22 protein-coding genes are annotated in these 21823 nt (G+C 60.1%); 5 read left to right on the top strand and 17 right to left on the bottom strand.

Annotated elements, in window-relative coordinates; all coding sequences use genetic code 11:
• Positions 1-6: 6 nt before the first annotated feature.
• Positions 7-426, bottom strand: a complete 420-nt coding sequence (locus tag FHT85_RS01780; RefSeq protein ID WP_112334569.1) for a winged helix-turn-helix transcriptional regulator — start codon at positions 424-426, stop codon at positions 7-9.
• A gap of 138 nt (positions 427-564) precedes the next feature.
• Here FHT85_RS01780 and FHT85_RS01785 point away from each other — a divergent pair, with 138 nt between their 5' ends.
• Positions 565-1452: an SDR family oxidoreductase gene (locus FHT85_RS01785; RefSeq protein ID WP_112411806.1), complete on the top strand. Its 888-nt coding sequence runs from the start codon at positions 565-567 to the stop codon at positions 1450-1452.
• A gap of 158 nt (positions 1453-1610) precedes the next feature.
• Here FHT85_RS01785 and FHT85_RS01790 read toward each other — a convergent pair whose 3' ends face one another.
• The 6 genes from FHT85_RS01790 to FHT85_RS01815 form a co-directional block, all read right to left on the bottom strand.
• On the bottom strand, positions 1611-2363 hold the full coding sequence (locus tag FHT85_RS01790) for a pyridoxine 5'-phosphate synthase (protein ID WP_112411725.1): 753 nt from the start codon (positions 2361-2363) through the stop codon (positions 1611-1613).
• A gap of 186 nt (positions 2364-2549) precedes the next feature.
• The gene (locus tag FHT85_RS01795; protein WP_112398953.1) at positions 2550-3677 is read right to left on the bottom strand and encodes an ATP-dependent RecD-like DNA helicase; all 1128 of its coding nucleotides are present in this window, start codon (positions 3675-3677) and stop codon (positions 2550-2552) included.
• A gap of 66 nt (positions 3678-3743) precedes the next feature.
• The gene (locus tag FHT85_RS01800; protein WP_112411724.1) at positions 3744-4121 is read right to left on the bottom strand and encodes a nitrile hydratase accessory protein; all 378 of its coding nucleotides are present in this window, start codon (positions 4119-4121) and stop codon (positions 3744-3746) included.
• Positions 4108-4767 carry a nitrile hydratase subunit beta gene (gene nthB / locus FHT85_RS01805; RefSeq protein ID WP_112411723.1) on the bottom strand — a complete coding sequence of 220 codons (660 nt, stop codon included), beginning with the start codon at positions 4765-4767 and terminating at the stop codon, positions 4108-4110. Before nthB ends, FHT85_RS01800 begins: the two co-directional genes overlap by 14 nt.
• Positions 4764-5411 (bottom strand): nitrile hydratase subunit alpha, encoded by a 648-nt coding sequence (gene nthA, locus FHT85_RS01810; RefSeq protein ID WP_112411722.1) that lies wholly within the window; start codon positions 5409-5411, stop codon positions 4764-4766. The genes nthB and nthA overlap by 4 nt, the downstream gene beginning before the upstream one ends.
• 23 nt (positions 5412-5434) lie before the next feature.
• A complete protein-coding gene (locus FHT85_RS01815) occupies positions 5435-6028 on the bottom strand; it encodes a LysE family translocator (protein ID WP_112411721.1) in 594 nt (197 codons plus the stop codon).
• Positions 6029-6233: 205 nt separating this feature from the next.
• On the opposite strand from FHT85_RS01815, the gene FHT85_RS01820 reads away from it, so the two are divergent.
• On the top strand, positions 6234-7079 hold the full coding sequence (locus FHT85_RS01820; protein ID WP_112411720.1) for an aldo/keto reductase: 846 nt from the start codon (positions 6234-6236) through the stop codon (positions 7077-7079).
• A 2-nt stretch (positions 7080-7081) separates the two neighbouring features.
• Here FHT85_RS01820 and FHT85_RS01825 read toward each other — a convergent pair whose 3' ends face one another.
• The 3 genes from FHT85_RS01825 to FHT85_RS01835 all read right to left on the bottom strand — a co-directional run bounded on the left by FHT85_RS01825 (position 7082) and on the right by FHT85_RS01835 (position 10654).
• Positions 7082-8113, bottom strand: coding sequence for a capsular biosynthesis protein (locus FHT85_RS01825; protein WP_112411719.1), 1032 nt, complete (start codon positions 8111-8113; stop codon positions 7082-7084).
• Positions 8114-8204: 91 nt separating this feature from the next.
• The gene (ilvN, locus tag FHT85_RS01830) at positions 8205-8777 is read right to left on the bottom strand and encodes an acetolactate synthase small subunit (protein ID WP_112334546.1); all 573 of its coding nucleotides are present in this window, start codon (positions 8775-8777) and stop codon (positions 8205-8207) included.
• 83 nt (positions 8778-8860) lie between these two features.
• A complete protein-coding gene (locus FHT85_RS01835; RefSeq protein WP_112411718.1) occupies positions 8861-10654 on the bottom strand; it encodes an acetolactate synthase 3 large subunit in 1794 nt (597 codons plus the stop codon).
• Positions 10655-10981: 327 nt separating this feature from the next.
• On the opposite strand from FHT85_RS01835, the gene FHT85_RS01840 reads away from it, so the two are divergent.
• Complete coding sequence (locus FHT85_RS01840) at positions 10982-13000, top strand: ATP-binding protein (protein WP_112411717.1); 2019 nt, start codon at positions 10982-10984, stop codon at positions 12998-13000.
• 7 nt (positions 13001-13007) lie between these two features.
• On the opposite strand, the gene miaA is transcribed toward FHT85_RS01840, so the two are convergent.
• Positions 13008-13889 carry a tRNA (adenosine(37)-N6)-dimethylallyltransferase MiaA gene (gene miaA, locus FHT85_RS01845; protein WP_409527314.1) on the bottom strand — a complete coding sequence of 294 codons (882 nt, stop codon included), beginning with the start codon at positions 13887-13889 and terminating at the stop codon, positions 13008-13010.
• A gap of 13 nt (positions 13890-13902) precedes the next feature.
• On the opposite strand from miaA, the gene serB reads away from it, so the two are divergent.
• A complete protein-coding gene (serB, locus tag FHT85_RS01850) occupies positions 13903-14793 on the top strand; it encodes a phosphoserine phosphatase SerB (protein WP_112334543.1) in 891 nt (296 codons plus the stop codon).
• Between the two features lie 33 nt (positions 14794-14826).
• A complete protein-coding gene (locus FHT85_RS01855; RefSeq protein WP_112411716.1) occupies positions 14827-15408 on the top strand; it encodes a GNAT family N-acetyltransferase in 582 nt (193 codons plus the stop codon).
• Between the two features lie 3 nt (positions 15409-15411).
• Here the strand turns inward: FHT85_RS01855 and FHT85_RS01860 are convergent, their stop codons facing one another.
• The 6 genes from FHT85_RS01860 to FHT85_RS01885 all read right to left on the bottom strand — a co-directional run bounded on the left by FHT85_RS01860 (position 15412) and on the right by FHT85_RS01885 (position 21669).
• Positions 15412-17121, bottom strand: a complete 1710-nt coding sequence (locus FHT85_RS01860) for a Do family serine endopeptidase (RefSeq protein ID WP_112334541.1) — start codon at positions 17119-17121, stop codon at positions 15412-15414.
• Positions 17122-17313: 192 nt separating this feature from the next.
• Positions 17314-18252: a protease modulator HflC gene (gene hflC / locus FHT85_RS01865; protein ID WP_112334540.1), complete on the bottom strand. Its 939-nt coding sequence runs from the start codon at positions 18250-18252 to the stop codon at positions 17314-17316.
• Positions 18252-19376 (bottom strand): FtsH protease activity modulator HflK, encoded by a 1125-nt coding sequence (gene hflK / locus FHT85_RS01870; protein WP_112411715.1) that lies wholly within the window; start codon positions 19374-19376, stop codon positions 18252-18254. The genes hflC and hflK overlap by 1 nt, the downstream gene beginning before the upstream one ends.
• Before the next feature lie 163 nt (positions 19377-19539).
• A complete protein-coding gene (locus FHT85_RS01875) occupies positions 19540-20058 on the bottom strand; it encodes a dihydrofolate reductase (protein WP_112334538.1) in 519 nt (172 codons plus the stop codon).
• 105 nt (positions 20059-20163) lie between these two features.
• Complete coding sequence (locus FHT85_RS01880; protein ID WP_112334537.1) at positions 20164-21000, bottom strand: NAD(P)-dependent oxidoreductase; 837 nt, start codon at positions 20998-21000, stop codon at positions 20164-20166.
• Positions 21001-21102: 102 nt separating this feature from the next.
• Complete coding sequence (locus FHT85_RS01885; RefSeq protein ID WP_112398956.1) at positions 21103-21669, bottom strand: helix-turn-helix domain-containing protein; 567 nt, start codon at positions 21667-21669, stop codon at positions 21103-21105.
• Between the last annotated feature and the right edge of the window lie 154 nt (positions 21670-21823).

A 21823-nucleotide genomic window follows, 5' to 3' on the forward strand; every position in this document is an offset into this window, starting at 1 on the left:
GACGGCTCAGTCCGGCGATTGATCGAAACGGGCTCTTGCGGCCTTGACGGCCTCATGATTGGCCTCCGCCCAATTCAGAAGCAGCGCCAGTGGCTCGTAAAGCGAATGGCCGAGAGCCGTCATGCGATATTCGACGCTTGGCGGCTTGGTGGGAAAGACCTCGCGATCGACATAGCCGTCGCGCTGGAGGTCGCGCAGCGTTTGTGTTAGCATGCGTTGGGAGATATCGGGCACAAGACGGCGCAACTCGCCGAAACGGTATGGCCGTTTGGCCAGTGTTTCCAGCAACAGCACGGACCATTTTCCGCCGATCTGCGAGATCAGATCCCGCACCGGACAGTTACTAAAATCGAGATTGCTGAGATCGACGTCGCGTAACGGCGGATTTATGCTGTCACGCAGATTGACGACGGCGCTAGCTGCCATGCCGGTTCCCTTTTGGTAACTTGGAGCCGAAAAACTGCCTCCTTTACACTGCGAAGTCAATTCCTATTCTAGTGCTAGTCTCTTTTTGAGAGCAACAAGGCCTCTGCGAATGTGCGGCGGTCCAACAAGGGAAAACACATGAGCAGCACTCTTCTCGTCACCGGCGCCGCCGGCAAGCTTGGCCAGCGCGTCATCCATCACCTTCTGGAGACATACAAGGTCGCACCCGGCCGCATCATTGCGGCCACGCGCAGCCCGGAGAAGCTTGCCGACCTCACCGCCAAGGGCGTCGTCACCCGCAAGGCCGATTTCGACGACTCCGACGCCCTGCCGGCCGCTTTCGCCGGCGTCGACCGGCTGCTGATCATTAGCACCGATGCGCTCGCCGTACCCGGCCTGCGCCTGAAGCAGCAGACGGCTGCGGTCGAAGCCGCGAAGAAGGCTGGTGTGAAGCACATTCTCTACACCTCCATGCCCGCTCCGGAAGATTCGCTCGTCAGCTTCGCGCCCGACCACCTCGGCACGGAAAACGCCATCAAGGCCAGCGGCATCGGCTATACGATCCTGCGCGACGCCTGGTATTTCGATAACTACCTCATGGGCCTGCCACACAGCCTCGAAGTCGGCAAATGGTACACCGCCACCGGCAACGGCCGCGTCAGCAATATCAGCCGCAACGATTGCGCACTCGCCATCGCCGCCGCCCTGGCTTCCGACGCGACGGAAAGCGCCATCTATACGCTGACGGGCTCCACCGCCCTGACGATCGAAGATGTGGCCAGCGTCGTCAGCAGGATCACCGGCCGTCCGCTTGAGGTCGTTCAGGTCAACGACGAACAGTTCGCCGCTGGCCTCGCAGGCGCCGGCCTGCCGCCCTTCGTGGTCGACATGCTCGTCTCCGCCGACGCCAACACCCGCGCCGGCAAATTCGACATCCTGACGAACGACTTCAACAAGCTGACCGGCAAGGAGCCGCAAACGCTGCGCAGCTTCTTCGAGGAACACAAGGCCGCATTGGCTGGCTGAGTTTTGGAAGGGGTCAGGTGAGGCTTCGTTTGCCGCACCCTTGTACCAGGCCCCTTACCCCGACCCTCTCCCCGCAAGCGGGGAGAAGGCTAGGATGAGGGGCTAGGCACTATGGCGCATCAAAGACGCCCTCGCCTGACCAACTCCAAACCAGTCCCTCAAGCCACCTGTCCGCAAGCCCGGCGGAAACGCCGCACCGTTTCGGCCATGCCGTACTCCAGCGCATCCGCGGTCAACCCATGGCCAATCGAGGTCTCCGCGAGCTTCGGGATACGCTTCAGCAGCGCCGGCAGGTTGGCGACCGTCAGGTCGTGACCCGCATTGACATCGAGACCATTGGCGAAAGCGGCGTCGGCGGTCTTGCCGAGCGCTTCGAGGATGACAGCGGCCTTCTGCGGATCATCGTAGCAGCCGCCATAGGGGCCGGTGTAAAGTTCGATGCGGTCAGCACCGACCTCCTTGGCAATCTTCACCGCCTCAGCATCGCCATCACCATCGGCAAACAGAGAGACGCGGCAGCCGATCGTCTTGTACTTGGCGACGACATCGACCAGCAGATCGCGATTCTTGCGGAAATCCCAGCCGTGATCCGATGTCGCCTGCGAGGGATCGTCAGGCACCAGCGTCACCTGCTCGGGCTCGGCCGAAGCACAGAGATCGAAGAATTCGTCACTCGGATAACCCTCGATATTGAACTCCGCCTCCGGAAACTCGTCATCGATCAGCGCGCGGATGTCTGGCAGATCGGAAAAGCGGACATGCCGCTGATCGGGACGTGGATGAACCGTCAACCCGCTGGCGCCGGCCGCCAGCGCGATACGTCCCAAGCCCGTGACGCTCGGCCAGGGAAGATCACGCCGGTTGCGCAGCATCGCGATGGCGTTGAGGTTCACGGAAAGCTTGGCGGGCATGATCGAAATCCCTGATTTTCAAAGCGGATGGTAGTGTCGTTTTATGCCATTATGGTCAACAAAACCAACGAGATTCCGACATCGTTCCATGCAAAACTTTGATGAGCACGACAAAGCAGCATCACCATGCAGTGACGCATCGGCAGCAACGTCCTCCTGCAGATATTTGTTACCGCAAACGCTGCCCTATCGGACGATCGTCAGCGTCTCCGCAGCGCGGGTGATGGCCGTATAGAGCCAGCGCTCGCGTGTATCGCGAAACGCCCAGCTCTCGTCGAAGAGCACCACATTGTTCCACTGCGAACCCTGGGCCTTATGCACCGTCAGCGCATAGCCGTAATCGAATTCGTCGTAGCGCTTGCGGGTCGACCACGGAATCTCGCCCTCGACATCCTCGAAGGCCTGTTTCAGCAGCTTGATCTTCGCCGCACCGCGATCCATGTCGTCGTCTTCCGGACGCACCAGAAGATTGATGCCCGGCTTCGTCGTTTCCCGGGAGGACGTCATGACCTGCCAGAGCGAGCCGTTGAGTAGCCCCTTGGCGGGATCGTTGCGCAGGCAGACCAGCTTGTCGCCGGATTGCGGGTAGTCGGCCGTAAATCCTTTCAGCTCGCGCAGGCGCTGATTGTAACGCCGACGCGTCCTGTTGGTGCCGACTAGCACCTGATCGGCCTCCAGCACCAGCGGCTGCGTGACCTCGTTCTTCGAGATCACCTGCGCGGTGCCATAGTCGCCATGCATGATTTCCTTGCCCTCACGCACCTGCATGGCGAGCTGGATGATCGGATTGTCGCGCGCCTGACGATGAATATCCGTTAGCAGATAATCCGGTTCTTCGTTCGTGAAGAACCCGCCGCCGGAAACGGGCGGCAGCTGTCCGGGATCGCCAAGCACGAGAATGGGCGTGCCGAAACTCATCAGATCCTTGCCGAGCGCTTCGTCCACCATCGAGCATTCGTCGACAATGATCAGCGCAGCCTTGGCGACCGGGCTCTGGCGGTTGATGGTGAACATCGGGGCGATCGATGTCTTACCCGTCTCCTCGTCCTCTACGGCCTCTTCACCGCGCGGCCGGTAGATCAAGGAATGGATGGTCTTGGCATTGGAGGCGCCGCGCGAGCGCAGCACCTGCGCCGCCTTGCCAGTAAAGGCCGCAAACAGCACGTCGCCATCCACATGCTCGGCGAAATGCCGCGCAAGCGTCGTCTTGCCCGTGCCGGCATAACCGAACAGACGGAACAACGGCGAGCGCCCCTCTTTCAGCCAGTTTGCGACGGCCTTGAGCGCTTCATCTTGTTGCGGCGCGAATTGCATGGTTCGACTTGGCAGGATTCGGTTGATGGAAGCAAGCGGTAAAAAGCCGTCGCCGCTACGAGGCGCTCATGTCGTATATTGAGGATCGCTTTCCAACACGATCGGCTTTCCATGCGGCGTTGCCTCCGCCGCACGTTGCCAGCTTTGCTGCAAAGCCAGGATCGCATCGGCATCCGCGATACCCTTCGACACGAGCAAGCCAGACAGCGCTGCCACCCAGCAATCGAAATAGTCGCTGCCGTCGACCGCGCGGCCCGGCTTGTGCAACTCGCCAGACAGGCGCTCCGCCCATTCGCTCCAGGAAAACAGACCTGTCTCGTGCAGATGCACGGTCATGGCGAAAACCTCTGCCGCCCAGGGTTCTGGAAAGACCGGCTCACCATCGGCAGACTTTGGCAATCCAGGCGATTGCGCCAGAGGCGATGGAACCTCACACGCGCTCAAGATAGCTCTCCCAGGCATCGATCGAGACGGTCAACGAGGGATCAGCGCCCTCACCCCAGATCTCCGCACCGTCGAAGACCACCGTATACACCCATTGCGGATTTTCGCCCCGGCCATGGGCATTGTCGTCGGGAAAGACGAAAGAACCCTGCACGGCCTCCACGACACCGATTTTGGCGCGGGCGTAGCGCGGCAATCTGGTGTGGCCAGTCGGATTGAAATTCTTGGTGCGGACGTGATCGCCGACGGCAAAGAGCGGTGCAGTATCGACCGGCCGGTCGCAAGGGCCGCCCTTGGCCAGCACACCGTCGACCATATCCGCCTTCAAAATCCGCTTCGGCACTCTGCCCTGTTCGAGGGAATGACCGGTGCGCAACTCCTCCGCCGTGGCAAAACCATGCCGCTCCAACAGCATATCGACTGCGCGGGTCCAGATCTCGTAGTAGCTGGCACCCAGATAGTCGGCCGGCGGAATGTTTTCGCGCGCATGCCGGCTCTCGTCGATCGTCCAGGCCCCAAACGCACCGCAGGAGAGCGTGATGCCGAGCGCGCGCTTTTCCCATTCCGCATGGAAATAGGGCTCGTTTGGCTCCGGCGCGACCGGGCCGAAGCCCATCTGGCCGCCAAGATCGTGCGGCCCGTTCACAGCCCTGCCTCCGGCATTCTGACGACCGCCGTGCCGATCATCGCGTCGCGGCTGACGAGATCCGCCAGCGCAGCCTCGTCCATGCCTTCGGAACCGGCCGGTCGCTCAGGGATCACCAGATAGCGAAGTTCCGCCGTCGAATCCCATACCCGGATTTTCGTTTCCTGCGGCAACGTCAGGCCGAATTCGGCGAGCACGCCGCGCGGGTCGATCACCGCACGCGAACGATAGGCTGGCGCCTTATACCAGACCGGCGGCAGCCCGAGCACGGCCCAGGGATAGCAGGAGCAGAGTGTGCAGACGATCAGGTTATGCGTTTCCGGCGTATTGAACACCGCACGCATATGCTCGCCTTGACGACCTGTAAAACCGAGACTTGCGATCGCCGCTGTCGCGTCGCGCCGTAGCCAGTCGGTGAAATCAGGATCGCTCCAGGCTTTCGCCACCACATGCGCGCCATTGCGCGGCCCGACCTTTGTCTCATATGTCTCGACGATGCGGTCGATCGCGACCGGATCGATCAACCCCTTTTCCGTCAGCAGCGTCTCGAGCGCCTTCACGCGCGCCTGCATATCCGAATAGTGGTTGTCATGGTGATGGTGATGGTGATGATCGTCGTCATCATGCGAGTGGTCGTGGGACATGGCCGTCTCCTGTCTCTTCGCGCCTACTTTAGCATCGGCCAGAGACTGAGCACCAGCAGAACGGCCATGGTTATATTGAACCATTTCAGCCGGACGGGATCGGAGAGCCAATCGCGCAAGACGGAGCCAAAGCCGGCCCAGGTCGATACGCTGGGGACGTTCACAGCGGCAAACGCGAACCCGACGAGAAGGACAGTGAAGAGATAGAGCTGCTCATTTGTGTAAGTGGCCATGGCGGTGACGGCCATCACCCACGCCTTGGGGTTGACCCATTGAAACGCAGCAGCGCTGATGAAACTCATCGGCTTTGCATCGCTTTCCGCCTCGCTCAGGCTGCGCGAAGTGCCGATCTTCCAGGCAATCCAGACAAGGTAAGCTCCGCCGGCGAATTTAAGCGCGGTATAGAGCGCCGGCACCGTGTGCAGCAGCGCGCCCAACCCCAACCCCACGGCAATCAGCAGCACAAAAAAGCCGACGCCGATGCCGAGCATGTGTGGAATGGTGCGACGGAAACCGAAGTTCACACCTGAGGTAAACAACATCATGTTGTTCGGTCCGGGCGTGATTGAGGTTGTAAATGCGAAAAGTAGAAGAGCCAGAAATGTATCCAGCGCCATGATGCCTCCCGGGACACCGTATCGCGACAAGGCGGCATCCGAAATTCGTCTTCATGCGCGTGGAATATGACAGCGCATCTTAATCCGACATTAGTTTGCCAGCCATACGAAAGCCATAGGGTGATTGTCACGGTGACATGACGGATGTCGATTGAAATCCGGTTGAATGCTCCTATCCTTCGGTTTTCTGCAGTGAGGAATGACCATGCGCGAGCCCATCCCAACCGTCACCCTTCCTTCCGGCATCCAGGTTCCGGCGCTTGGCCAAGGAACGTGGAATATGGGCGAGAATAGCGCAAGCGCCAGGGATGAGATCGCCAGCCTCAAGACCGGCCTCGATCTCGGCATGACACTGATCGATACGGCTGAGATGTACGCAGACGGCGGCTCGGAGGAAATCGTCGGCAAGGCGATCGAAGGCCGTCGCGACGAGGTCTTTCTTGTCAGCAAGGTCTATCCCGCCAATGCCAGCCGCAAAGGCGCGGTCGAAGCCTGCGAACGCAGCCTGAAGCGCCTGAATACCGATCGCCTTGATCTCTATCTACTGCATTGGCGCGGCAACTACCCGCTTGAAGAGACAGTGGAAGCTTTCGAAGGCCTGAAGGCTGCGGGCAAGATCGAGGCCTGGGGCGTTTCGAATTTCGATGTCGACGATATGGATGAGCTGCTTTCCGTGCCGAACGGCGGCAATGTCGCGGCCAATCAGGTGCTCTACAATCTCTCCCGGCGCGGCATCGAATACGACCTTTTGCCCTGGTGCCAGGAACGCAGCATTCCGATCATGGCTTATTCACCGATCGAGCAAGGCCGCCTGCTCCATCATCCCGAGCTGATTCGCGTCGCCAAGACCTATCAGGCGACCCCGGCCCAGATCGCGCTTGCCTTTCTGCTGGAGCGCGACGGCGTCATATCGATCCCGAAATCCTCGAACGCACAGCGCATCGAGGAAAATCGTGACTCTGTCGATATCGATATTACAGATGAGGATTGGGCCGTGCTCGATGCCGCCTTCCCGCCGCCGTCGCGAAAGAAGTCCCTGGACATGCTGTAGGTTCAGGCGGCCGCCTTCTGCTGCGCGACGATCAGCTCGATCGCCCGGAAGACGTCGATTTCGCGCCAGTCAGCTGGATCGCGATAGGTCGGATAGAGCGAAAAGGCGGCGGCGGCGATCTGATCGACCGTCCGCCGCTTCGTCCGGCGTCCGGCGAGCGCTGCCTTGGTGTAAACGCCGAAATGATCCTCGGTCACGCCCCAGCCGGCATAGAAGGGCGCGGCATAGCAGCGAACCGGAATGCCGCGCAGAAGCGCATCGAAGCCAAACTGGCTGGAAACCGTCCAGACCTCGTCCACGACGTCAAGGATCGACGCCACGGATACCTCGTCATCGACTAGGATTGCATCACCTTTCGAGGCGTCACGCGTGAGATACCCCTTGCGAAGGCCGGCCATGACATCCGGATGGGTGCGGATCAGGCATTGCGCGCCACTCGCCAATCCGTCGGCAAGCATTTTTTCGAATGAGGCCTTTGACCCGAGTGCTCTGCCAACGGAAACATCACCAACGACTTGGTCAACCAGGAGAATGCGGCGCTTGTTCGTCCGCTCGATGTTGGGCGGTCGATGAGGAAGATGGTTGTACTTGGATAGCTTGTTGAGGACAATCTGATCGCGGATAGCACGACCAAGCTCTCCTGCCTCTCCAGCACCTTCAATAAGGCGCTCAAGCCTTGACGGTCGCCCGGCATCGACTGGCAAGCCGAGGTCGTCGATGACGATGGAGAGCGGAACGGCGCCAGATTTGCCAAGCGCCATGGACCGCAGGAAGCCGTCTTCCAGATTCCAGTGCCGCAATCCGCGGAACCGCGCAATTCGAGCCCCCGCTTTTGCCGGCGCGCGACCGCCCCAAGAAACGATGCCGCCTATACCGGGCGACAACGCCGAGGCAAGCCTACGCGAACCGAAATAATGTCCGAGCCAGGGAAAGTCGACGCGCACGAAAAACGCGGCGCCGAGAGGCATATCCGCCGGCGGATGCCACGGCTTTTCGCCGATATCAGGCAAAGTCTCGCCGGTAACGACTGCCACCTTCTACCCCCGCTGCAAATAGAGCCGACAATCCGGACCGGGCATCGCAGAAATTAAGCGACGCCCGCGAACCGGTCAACGATACAGGCTCTTACATTCCCTGCGAGCCGCGATTCATCGCGGCGATGCCGGTGCGGCAGACTTCGATGAGGCCGAGTGGCTTGATGATGGCGATGAACTGGTCGATCTTCGAGGACTTGCCGGTGATCTCGAGAATGAAGTGCTCGATGGTCGCATCCACCACCTTGGCGTGGAATGCGTCGGCGAGCCGCAGCGTTTCGGCGCGCATTTCGCCGCTTCCGGTCACCTTCAGCAGCGCCACTTCGCGCTCGATCGGCCGTTCCTGGCCGAGTTCGCGGGCGCGTACCGTCAGATCGACGACGCGGTGTACGGGAACGATGCGCTCGAGCTGCGCCTTGATCTGCTCCAGCACCTGCGGCGTGCCGCGCGTGACGACGGTGATGCGCGACAGATGCGCCTGATGCTCCGTCTCCGAAACCGTGAGGCTTTCGATGTTGTAACCGCGGCCGGAGAACAGGCCGATGACGCGGGCAAGAACGCCGGGCTCGTTGTCGACAAGCACCGAAAGCGTGTGGCTCTCGGCCGCCGCGGTTTCGGGCGAAATGAAGTAGGCGGAGCCCGTGGGTTGAAGGTGTGCGTTCATGATCCTTGTTCCGTTTCCTCGGTTCTTGTTCGGTATGCCAGCGAGATCGGCCGGGCGCAGCTTGTGCCGCGCCCGGCTATCGATCAAACCAGCTGGCGACCCTTGGCATCGATCGCGTTGGCGACAGCCTCATCGGTCGCCTCGTCCGGGAGCAGCATCTCATTATGTGCCTTACCCGAGGGGATCATCGGGAAGCAGTTGGCGAGATTGGCAACACGGCAATCGAAGATGACCGGCTTATTGACGTCGATCATTTCCTGGATGGCCGCATCGAGGTCACCCGGCTTTTCGCAGCGCAGGCCGACGGCGCCATAGGCTTCCGCAAGCTTGACAAAATCGGGCATCGCTTCCGTGTAGGAGTTCGACAAGCGATTGCCGTGCAGCAACTGCTGCCACTGGCGAACCATGCCCATGTACTGGTTGTTGAGGATGAAGATCTTGATCGGCGCATTGTGCTGGATCGCGGCCGACATTTCCTGAATGCACATTTGGATCGAGGCATCGCCGGCAATGTCGATAACCAGGCTCTCCGGATGAGCGATCTGAACGCCGAGCGCAGCCGGCAGGCCGTAGCCCATGGTTCCGAGACCGCCCGAGGTCATCCAGCGGTTCGGCTGTTCGAAGCCGTAGAACTGCGCCGCCCACATCTGGTGTTGACCGACTTCGGTCGTGATGTAGGTATCGCGATGCTTGGTCAGCTCATAAAGGCGCTGGATCGCATATTGCGGCATGATGACGTCGTCACTCGGCTTGTAGGCGAACGAGTTGCGCGCACGCCAGCGCGCAACATCGGCCCACCAGTCGCCGAGGCGGTCCGCTGCAGGCTTTTGCGGCAGGGCGCGCCACAGGCGAACCATGTCTTCCAGAACATTGCCGACATCACCGAGAATGCCGATATCGACGTGTACGTTCTTGTTGATCGAGGATGGATCGATATCGATATGGATCTTCTTCGAATTCGGCGAGAAGGCGTTCAGGCGGCCGGTAATGCGGTCGTCGAAGCGCGCGCCGATGCAGACCATGACGTCGCAATCATGCATCGCCATATTGGCTTCGTAGGAACCGTGCATGCCAAGCATGCCGAGCCAGCTCTTGCCCGATGCCGGGTAGGCGCCGAGGCCCATCAGCGTCGATGTGATCGGGAAATTTGTCAGCTCGATCAGCTCGCGCAGCAGCTTGGAAGCTTCTGGACCGGAGTTGACGACGCCGCCGCCGGAATAGATGACCGGACGACGGGCATTCTTCATCAGCTCGATCGCCTGGTGAATCTTGTTGAGATCACCCTGGGTTTTCGGCTGATAACTCTTCTGGACATCATGGGCTTCCGGCGGCGTATAGGTGCCGGTCGCAAACTGGATGTCCTTCGGAATGTCGACAACAACGGGGCCCGGACGGCCTGACTGCGCGATGCGGAAGGCTTCGTGGATGACGGCGGCCAGTTCGTTGACATCCTTGACCAGCCAGTTGTGCTTGGTGCAGGGACGCGTGATCCCGACCGTATCGCATTCCTGGAACGCATCGGAGCCGATCAACGTGGTCGGAACCTGACCACTGAGGCAGACGAGCGGAATCGAATCCATCAAGGCGTCCTGCAGCGGCGTGACCGCATTGGTCGCGCCGGGACCGGAGGTGACCAGCATGACGCCGACCTTGCCGGTGGAGCGGGCATAGCCTTCGGCCGCATGGCCGGCGCCCTGCTCATGGCGGACGAGAATGTGCTTGATGTCGCCCTGCTGGAAGATCTCGTCATAGATCGGAAGCACAGCGCCGCCCGGATAACCGAAGATGTGTTCGACGCCGTTGTCCTTGAGCGCCTGCAACACGATCTCCGCGCCTGTCATTCGATTGCCGCTCGCCTGATTATCTGTGCCGGTCATACGTTTGTTCCGCTGTCTGCTGGAGGTTTGGAAAGATGAAATCTCGATTTCGGGCATAAAAAAAGGCCCCTTCGGGAGCCTGTCATCTAGCGCATGGGTGGCTATCGCCGGATGGTTACACCATCCTGCCCATGCGCCTTCCCACCACGATAAGAACGATCGAGTTTTTCATGGGCCGAAGTGATAGACAGAAAATTTCGAAGCGTCAACGCGTGAAGCAATAAAAAATCGCGGCTGCATCATAACCCCATAAAAAGAGCGGATGGCAGACAGGGTTTTATTAAGCCCACGTCTCTATGCTCCGACATCTAAAATTGGGGTAATTGTTTGCTGAATAACGATCTGCAGACATCAGGCAGCGCGGGAGATCTTGATCGCCGCGACAAGTTGAAACCGGGAAATCGCTTTCTCGGTCGCGTCGTCGCGTGCAACGGTTCCAGAGCGACGATCGCCGCTGTGGCCGAGGCCGGCGGCACGGACTTGACCGAACTCTGGTCGGTCGGCCGACTGATTTCCATCAGCGTCGGGAAGAACCGCGTCGCAGCCCTCGTCTATTCGATGAATACGCAGAGCGTCGGTTGGGGCGAAGGGCAGGACAATCTCTTTCGCATCGAGGTGGAATTGCTTGGGGAAGTCCGCGTCGGACCGGATGGGCGCGAGGAGTTTTCGAGCGGCATTACCGCCTATCCCTATCTCGGGGCCATCGCGCATCGCATCCGTGCCGCCGATCTCATGCGCATCTTCGATGCCGGCAAGGGCAGTAGCTGCGTCATCGGCAAGCTGACGCAAGACGAAAGCATAGACGCCGCCATCCACATTCCCACGATGCTGGCGAAACATTTCGCGGTCGTGGGATCGACCGGTGTCGGCAAATCCACCGCCGTATCGCTGCTGTTGCACAAGGCAATCACAGCCGATCCGAAATTGCGCGTGCTGATCCTCGATCCGCATAATGAATTCGCTGCCGCCTTCCCCAGGCACGCTGTCGTCATCGACACTGACACGCTTGATCTGCCCTTCTGGCTGATGCGTCTGGACGAATTTAGCGAAGTCATCTTCCGTGGCCGGCCGGCGGTGCCTGAGGAACTCGATGCTCTGCGCGATCTCATTCCCGAAGCGCGCCGTGCCTTCCGAGGCAGCGATTCAGCTCTGATGCGCCGCCAGACGGAAAAGTCTTCGGTAACGGCGGACACGCCAGTCCCCTATCGCATGGCCGATCTGCTGGCATTGATAGACGAACGCATCGGTCGCCTTGAAGGCCGTCAGGAAAAGCCGCACCTGCGCTCCCTGAAGATGCGCATCATCTCGGCGATCAACGATCCCCGCTATCATTTCATGTTCTCCAACAATACGATCACCGACACGATCATGGAGACCATTGCCAAGATCTTCCGCATTCCAGGCGACGGCAAGCCGATCTGCACGTTCCAGCTCGCCGGCATCCCCTCGGAAGTCATCAATTCTGTCGCGTCAGTACTTTGCCGCATGGCCTTCGAACTGGCGCTCTGGAGCGACGGCGCAATCCATATGCTCGTCGTCTGCGAGGAAGCGCACCGCTACATTCCCGCCGATCCGAACCTTGGCTTCTTCCCCACGCGCCAGGCGATCGCCCGCATTGCCAAGGAGGGACGCAAATACGGCGTATCGCTCGGCATCATCACGCAGCGGCCGGGCGAACTGGACCAGACGATCCTGTCGCAGTGTTCGACACTGTTTGCCATGCGCCTTGCCAATGATCGCGACCAGGAAATCATCCGCTCAGCCATCCCGAACTCCTCGATATCGACAACCAGCTTCCTGTCATCGATCGGCAACGGCGAAGCTATCGCCTTCGGCGAGGCTATCGCAGTGCCGATGCGCATGCGCTTTTCCCAGGTCGATCGACATTTGCTGCCGAAAGCGAGCGGCAGCGTCGCGAAAACCAGCGAGGACTCGCCGGACACTGTCGATTTGCGTACGATTGTCGGCCGCATGCGCTCGATTTCAGGCCCCGATATCAGTCCTCTGCAGCAAAGCTACAATGCTATGCCCGTGACGGATATCAAGGATGATTTCGACGAAGTGCCAGTCGAGCAGCCAATCCGGCCCCACGTGGAACCGAACCCGCCGCCGATCGAACCCTATCGTCCAGACATGCTGCCTCGTACCGCCGCACCGGCAGCGGCTTCACAAACGTCGATTGACAGCAAGCTTGCGGAATTGCGCCGCGAATTCCGCAGCGACGAAGGAGGCACGCGCTCGGTACCGCCGAGAGAGCCCGCTCCATCCCTGCGGCGCGAGCCCGGCTTGTCCTTGCGGGACAGCATTTTGAGAAAGCCGCTCAGCAGTCTTTACGACAAGGACTGATACCGGACTACGGGCTCAAGCGCTCCCAACTCTCGTCCATCTGATTACGGAACCAGGTCATCTGCCGCTTGGCATATTGCCGTGTCGCCGCGGATCCGGTTTCGATGACCTCGGCACGCGTCATCTCCCCCTTCAGCATCGCGGCGATCTGCGCGACCCCGATCGCCTTCATGATGGGCATTTCCGAGGGAAGATCCAGTGCCAGCAGAGCCCGCACCTCGTCTTCCGCTCCCATCGCCAGCATTTTCTCGAAACGGCTGTTGATGCGTTCATGCAGGATAGCGCGCTCAGGCAGAACCACGATTTTTCGCGCACGGTCGGGATTAATGATCATTGGTCCGTTCTTACCCTGAAAAGCGGCGATGGACCGGCCCGTCGCTTCAATCACTTCCAGGGCGCGAACGATACGCTGCCCGTCCTGCGGATTCAGCGCTTCCGCAACGCTACGATCGCTCTCCACAAGCTCGCGATGCAGAGTTTCCGCCCCTTCCGCCAGCAGCCGGCCGCGGAGCCGATCGCGGATATCGGACGGAATCTCGGGCATATCGGAAAGCCCGCCCGTCAGCGCCTTGAAATAAAGACCCGTCCCCCCGACAAAGACAGGCATTCTGCCCTCCCCGCGCAAGCGTTCGACCAAGGTGCCGGCCTCGCGCAGCCAGGCGCCGGTCGAATAGGCCTGGCTCGCCGGGACGTGGCCATAAAGATGGTGCGGAATGCCTTCCATATCTGCTTCATCCGGCCGCGCGGTCAGCACGCGCAGGGTGTCATAGACCTGCATGCTGTCGGCATTGATGACGACGCCATTATGCGAACGTGCCAATTCCACCGCCAGTGCGGACTTGCCGCTGGCGGTCGGCCCGGTTATCAGGATCGCGTCGATATTGCTCATAGGGTTTCTGCTCATGGCCTTCGTTGCCACGCTTATTGCCAATCCGTCAAACCCCGTTCTTGTTCCGGCCATCGCAGAACAGGCGGCTGATGCTGTCAAAGCGTCCGGGCTCTATTGGCTTGCCGACGGTATTGCCTGCGATATCGCGCTGCGCGACGACACCGATATCGAGGCAGCGGAAGCCAATATCCTGGCGGTGATCGGCAGCGCGCCGATCGATCTGGTGATCCAGGAAGCCGAAACCCGTCGCAAGAAATTGCTGATCGCCGATATGGATTCCACGATGATCGGCCAGGAATGCATCGACGAGCTTGCGGCCGAAGTCGGCCTCAAGGAGAAGGTTGCCGATATCACGGCACGCGCCATGAATGGTGAGATCGCTTTCGAACCAGCCCTGCGCGAGCGCGTCGCTCTCCTCAAAGGATTGCCGCTTTCCGTGGTCGATGAGGTCATTGCCAAGCGCATCACGCTCACGTCAGGCGGCCTCGAGCTCATCGCCACCATGAAAGCGAAGGGCTATTACACCGCCCTCGTTTCCGGCGGCTTCACTGTCTTCACCAGCCGCATCGGCGCCACGCTCGGCTTCGACGAGAACCGGGCAAATGTCCTGCTGGAAGAAAATGGCATCCTGACGGGCCTCGTCGAGGAACCCATCCTCGGCAAGCAGGCCAAGGTGGATGCGCTGAATGAAATCGCCGAGAGGCTCGGCATTTCCACCGATGACGCGCTGGCTGTCGGCGACGGCGCCAACGACCTTGGAATGTTGCAGCTTGCCGGTTCCGGCGTCGCGCTCCATGCCAAGCCAACCGTTTCGGCACAGGCCAGAATGCGCATCGACCACGGTGACCTGACTGCCCTGCTCTATATCCAGGGCTACCGCAAGACGGACTTTGTCAAACCATAGAGCAGTCCAAATCGCTGAAGTCAGGGGCCGCAGATGATCATCACCGAAACCGAACGCCTCATCATCCGCAATTGGCGCGAGACGGATCGCGATCTGGCCTACGAGATCAATTCCGACGAGGCCGTCATGGAGTTCTTTCCGTTTCGCCGCAATCGCGCGGAAGCGGACGCCTTCTTCGATCGCGTCCAGTCCATGGTCGCGGAAACCGGGCTTGGCCTCTATGTACTGGAGCTGAAGGAAAGCGGCGAGGCAATCGGCTATTGCGGGCTGATGCGGACGAATCACCTTGAGCCATTCGTCCCAGTCGGAACGATCGAGATCGGCTGGCGGCTCGTAGCACGACAATGGGGCAAGGGACTGGTCACCGAAGCGGCGCGGGCATTGCTAGCCTATGGCTTCGGAAAGCTCGGCCTCAATCAAATTGTTTCCTTCGCCGTGCACAACAATGTCAGATCGACCACCGTGATGGAGCGGATCGGCATGCATCGCGTCGAAGACGGCGATTTCCGTCACCCCAATGTTCCCGACACTCATCCGCACCTAAAGCGCCACGTCCTCTATCGTCTGGGCGTCGCCGAGTGGCAGGCGCAACAGACGGAGCAAGCCGGGAGCTGACTTCTACTCAAGCGCGACGGCGATGAAACGCAAGTCACCGTTCGGAGACGCGATCATCATCTGCGCATTGCGGCGGCCTTCCCGCTTCAGCGAAGCCACTTTCTCCGAGGCAGCACTCGGAGTCTGGACGAATTCCTGCGCAACCTCAACGACGACATCGCCGGGCTTCAGCCCCTTTTCCGCCGCCGCCGAGCCTGGTGCCACTTCGGTGATGACAACGCCATCGACACTGTCCGCAATGCCGAAGCTCTTGCGGTTTTCGGCGGTCAGCGTCGAGAGCTTCATTCCGAGAATGCTCGAGGTTGCCTGGACCGGCGGCTGGGCCTGCGGCGATTGCTGCGGATCGCCTCCCTGATCCTGCCCATCCATGCCGTCGTCGTCACCCTCGTCTCCCTGGTCGGGATTGATGACACCATCGCCATTGCCCTTATCGTCGGGCGCGAGCTGCGGCTTCTTGTTCTTGTCGGCGCTTGCGGCTGCCGCCTGATCGCTGTCCTCCAGACGACCGAGTGTCACCTTGACGGTCTGCTGCTTGCCATCGCGGTAGATGACCACGTCGACTTCCTTGCCGACAGTGCTTTCGGCAACGACGCGCGGCAAGTCGCGCATCTCTTCCACATCCTTGCCGTCAAATTTGAGGATGACATCGCCCGCCTTGATCGAGCCGTTATCGACAGGGCCGCCCTTGATGACACCGGCCACGAGCGCGCCCTTGGCTTCGGATAGGCCGAGGCTATTAGCGACATCGTCCGTGACCGGCTGAATGCGCACACCGAGCCAGCCGCGACGTGTCTCGCCGAAGTCACGGAGCTGATTGACGACGCCTTCCGCTAGTTCGGACGGCACTGCAAAGCCGATGCCGATCGAGCCGCCGCTCGGGGAGATGATGGCCGTGTTGATGCCGATCACCTCACCCTTCATGTTGAAGAGCGGACCGCCGGAATTACCCTTGTTGATCGCCGCATCGGTCTGGATGAAATTGTCGTAGGGGCCGGCATTGATGTTACGGCCGCGCGCCGAGACGATGCCGATGGTCACCGAGCCGCCGAGGCCGAATGGGTTGCCGATCGCCATCACCCAGTCGCCGATTCGCATCTTCGAGGAATCGCCGAATTTGACTGAGGTCAGCGGATGCTTGGGCTCGACCTTGAGAACCGAAAGATCGGTCTTCGTATCCGTTCCGATCAGCTTGGCCTTCAGCTTCGTGCCGTTCGGGAAGATCGCCTCGATATCGTCGGCTCCTTCAATGACGTGATTGTTGGTGACGATATAGCCTGCTGGATCGATGACGAATCCGGAGCCGAGCGAGCTCACCTTGCGGTTGCTGTCGTCGTCTTTCTTGTTGTTGAAGAAATCCTTGAATTCATCCTGGTAGGGCGAATTGTCCGGCACCTTCGGGGTCGCCGGCCCATTCCCCTCATCCTTGACCTTCTGCGATGTGGAAATATTGACGACCGCGTCGAGTAGGCCGGAAGCGAGATCCGCAACCGAGGCCGGCCCTGCATTCATCACTGGATTCGTAGTGATCGTGGGAGATGCGGCCGGCGGCTGATTGTTCGGCGTTGCTGGCGGCTGGGCGCCCGCGGCCGCACCGCTGTTCTGCGTCTGCGCATAAGCCTGTTCGGTAACGCCCGCGACGGGACCGGCAATCAGTGCAATGCTTGCGAGCAAGGCAAACGAACGGCTGAAAGGCAGGCGATTGGTCGAAGCCATCAGGCATCCTCATAAAGAAAGGGAAAACTTGTATAAGCATCAACATAAGGCGGAATGATGAAGCGTGAAATCACCTTTTTGCGAAATCCTCGGACCTCCGTCCCGCCGATGTGGAGATGGCGAAGGTGATGCAATCTGCCGTAAAGAAAAGGGCTGCCCAAAGGCAGCCCTTTCATTTCTTGCGCCGCCAGCTTAGTTCGCGGGCGCCGTCGGATTGGCAAGCGCCGGCGCCCCGGAATTGGGCGCAGCACCTGCCGGACTGTCGAAGAACTTGAAAAAGTCCGACTGGTTTGGCGGCAGGACAAGCGTCTTGCCACCCGAGCCAAGCGCCTTGTTATAGGCAGCCATCGAACGATAGAACTCATAGAAGTTCGGGTCGCGCTTCGAGGCATCCGCGAAGATGCCGTTGCGTTCGGCTTCGCCTTCACCACGCAGCACTTCCGAATCCTTCTGCGCATCGGCAACGATCTCGACGACCTGACGGTCCGCGACCGCCCGGCGGCGCTGACCTTCTTCGTTACCGCGCGCGCGGATCAGCTCGGCTTCCGCCAGACGCTCGGCCTTCATGCGGTCGTAAGTGTTCTGCGACACTTCCTGAGACAGGTCCGTGCGGCGGATGCGGACGTCCTCAATGTTGAGGCCGAGTGTTTCCGCATCGCGATGGAGATCGTTGCGCACGTCCGTCATCATCGCGGCACGCTCGTTGGAAAGCGCCGCCTCGAAGCCGCGTAGACCATAGACGCGACGCAGAGCAGCGTCGAGGCGCGTCCTGAGACGCGATTCAGCCGCATCGCGATCGCCGGAGACGGTCTCGCGGAACTTGCGCGCATCCATGATCTTGTAGACGACGAAGGCATCGACTTCGTAGAACTTGCCGCCCGAGACCTGGACACGGATATTGTCCAGATCGAAGCGAAGTTCCTGCAGCTGCACATACTGGACGCGATCGGCATCCATGAACGCAAAAGGCAGCTTGAAGTAGATGCCCGGCTCCGTCTTCACGGCGCGAATCTGGCCGAAGCGCAGGACAATCGCCTGTTCACGGGCGTTGACCACGAAAACCGACGAATAAATAAGCAGCAGTACTACCGCGAGCGCGATAAGAATGGCTGGCAAACGGCTGGATGTCATTATTTGGCCTCCGGCTGAGTTGCAGCAGCGGGCTTGCCCGCCTGGGTCGTGGACTGCTTGCCGACTTCATTCAGCGGCAGATAAGGCACGACGCCCTGCTTGTCGTCGATGATGATGCTGTTGGAATTGCCGATGACGGACTCCATGGTTTCCAGGAACAGGCGCTTGCGCGTGACCTCGGGCGCCTTGATGTATTCGTCGTAGATCGAGATGAAGCGCTGCGCCTCACCCTGAGCTTCTTTCACGATACGATCCTTGTAGGCAGCCGCTTCTTCGCGGATCTGAGCCGCGCGGCCGCGGGCCTGACCGAGCTTCTGGTTGGCGTATTGATTGGCCTCTTCCACCTGCTGGTCTTCGTTCTGCTCCGCACGCTGTACTTCTTCGAATGCGTCGGCCACTTCGCGCGGCGGCGAGACATCCTCGATCGGGACGGCATTGATGGAGATACCGGAGCCGTAGCGATCCATCGTATCCTGGATGATGCTTCTGACTTCGGTTGCGATTTCCTGACGCTTGTCGCGATAGATGTCCTGAGCCGGACGGCGACCGACCACTTCACGCATGGCGCTCTCCGCAACCTGCTGCAAAGTCTCGTCGGGGGTCTCGAGATTGAACAGATAGGATTGCGGGTTGGTCACGGTATAGAGGATAGAGAACTGCACGTTGACGATGTTCTGATCGCCCGTCAGCATCAGGCCAGCATTCGAACCGGCCGAGGAGCGGCCGCCGATATTGCGCTGCTGCTCTGTGACCTTCACGAATTCGATGCGGTCCATCGGCCAGATATGGAAATGCAGGCCAGGCATGGAGACTTCTTCACGTGGCTTGCCGAAGCGCAGCTCAACGCCGCGCTCGTCCGGCTGCACCGTATAGATGCACTGGATCAGCCAGAAAACGGCAATCACTGCAATGATGATGAGAACGACGCCTGCATTGAAGCCACCGGGCACGAAACCTTTCAATCGGTCCTGACCGCGGCGAATGATATCCTCCAGGTCCGGAGGCCCACCATTGCCGCTGCCCCGCGGCCGGTTCGGTCCCTGTCCCCAAGGTCCCTGATTATTTCCGCCGCCACCGCCGCCCCATGGGCCACCGCCGCCGCCATTCTGATTGCTCCAAGGCATCAAAACCTCTTTGTTTGTTGACTCCCGATATCGCGCCAAGCCCACGAAATCCGTGGGTGGCAGCGATTGTTTCCCGTTATAGGTATCGAAGCACCTGCTTTCAACGCGACTTCAGGAAGTTCGTCGGATTCATTGGAAAATATTTGCTTTTTAGGGCCAGCTCTTATGCCTTTCGCCTGAAATAGCGAACGAAACGCGTCGGATACGTGTCCTTTTCTCCAGCCGGCACGGCAAGCTCGCTATCTGCCTGCCAGATGCCGGGATCGATCTTTGGAAAGGACGTGTCGCCGTCCACGTCCGCCTCGACGTGGGTGATCAGTAGCCGGTCTGAGAGATCAATCGCCTGCCGATAGATTTCGCCACCGCCGAGGATGCAGATTTCGTCGACATTGCTCTCCTTGGCCAGACGGGATGCAACCGAAATCGCTTCGTCGAGCGAGTGCACGACCGTTATCCCCTCGGCGGTAAAATCGGTGTCGCGGGTAATGACGACATTCGGCCGGCCCGGCAGTGGCCTGCCGATCGCCTGGAACGTCTTACGTCCCATGATCACCGGCTTGCCGAGCGTCATCGCCTTGAAACGCTTGAGGTCGGATGACAATCGCCAGGGCATGTCGCCTTCGCGTCCGATGATGCCGTTGCGCGATACGGCAACGACGATGGTCTTGATCGGCTGGGTCATACGTCTCCCTCAATCTGCCTCGCCGACGCCAATACGAGTCGGCGAGGCGACTTTACATCATCAAGGCGGCGGCGGCAGATGGAACGCAACTATCTCGGCCTAATATCAGCCACCGCTATTCAATTTATCGAGCTGGCCGGCCAATAGACCTCGCTCTTCCCGATCCCTAGCCATCTTCCGATAGAACCCGGCCATGCCTTTGAAGATCAAGGCGGCCGGATCATCCTCACCGAGGAACTCGGAAATCTCCTCCATCTCCGCGACCCATCGGTAGGCTTTCGGATACATGTCCGGAATGCCGTGGACGAATTTCGCATCGAGACCCGGCAGGCTTTCCTGAAGTTCGCGCTTCAGGGCGGCATCGGCACCTGAACGGATCGCCGCAAGCAGCATGGCGGCGCCGAGGCCGGTCACGCCCTTGTTGATGCCGGCATAGCACATCTTCAATGCCGAGGCCGCGCCGATTGCCCCATCGATGTGGCGAACCTGCAGTCCGTATTCGACCAGCACGCCGCTGTCGTTCGCGGCATCGGCGCTCACATAGAGTTTCGGCCCCTTCTGGCCGGGCTTTGGCGGACCGCCGATAATGGAGCCGTCGAGAACCACGCCGCAGTCGCGGCCGAAAATCGCCGCAACCTCGGTCATGGTCCTCGGCGAAATCGCATTGCAGTCCATGAAGGTCGTTTTCGCGCCCATCCGACGCAGTTCAGCGGCAATCTGCTCAGCGACGGCAACAGCCTCCGCCGGCGGAACGATGGAAAGAATGAGACGCGACGTGGCGATAGCGTCCAATCCAACCGGCTCCATGCCGGCTGCTTTCGCTCGTTCGATGGTCGAAGCCGAGCGTCCGTCGAGATAAGTGAGCACCCTCGCCCCATTTTCGATCAAACGCCGGCCAATGGCGCTTCCCATGGCACCGGCTCCGATGACTGCGATCTCCACGGCCAGTCTCCTTTTCCGATCGAGGAAGACGGCAGCATATCGCCTATCGTCCGGCCGGACGAGCGCAATGCCTTGCGGTAACACTAAGTTTAACGGGGGCCGTCAAGCGTCGCGAAGCACGAGGACGGCATAGATACAGGGCTCTCCGCTTTCATTCTTGAAAACGCAATCCGTCGGCGGACCGAGCTCGAGGCAATCGCCCGCCGACATCGAGTGCTTCGTATCTCCCTCGATAAAGGTCAGCTGTCCCTCGAGCACCCAGATAAGCTGCCGCACGAAGGCATAAGCCGATGCGGGCATCGGAACCTCCGCCCCGGCAGGCAATTCGATGCGGACGAGATCGAGCGGCAGGTCCGACTTCGGGGAAACGTGCCGGCGCTCATAGCCCGTCTGCGGATCGACCCAGACGGGCTGCTCTTCCTTCCGGAGAAGCCGGCCCTGCTGCATCTCCGCACGTGCCATCAAGGCCGACATGCTTAGGCTGAAAGCACCGGAAAGCTTACCGAGCAGCGTCGCCGTCGGGCTGCTTTCGCCACGCTCGATCTTGTGGATCATGGCCCGGGAAACGGCCGAGCGTTCGGCCAACTCCGTCAGCGACCAGCCGCGACTTTCCCGTTCGATGCGAATGCGTGCGCCGATGCGCTTGTCGATATCATCAAGCTGATACATGCGTTTACTATAGTGGACTTTCACGGGAGTGACAATCGAGGCGAATCACTGAAAAAGCTTAACTCTTACGCAGCTGAGTTTGATCTCTGATGCAGCCATGTAATAACATAGTAGACAGGCGTCGAAATCAGTGTATGACAGCATGAAGAACAAA

It is taken from the genome of Rhizobium sp. BK312 (assembly GCF_014193605.1).
Lineage (GTDB): Bacteria > Pseudomonadota > Alphaproteobacteria > Rhizobiales > Rhizobiaceae > Rhizobium.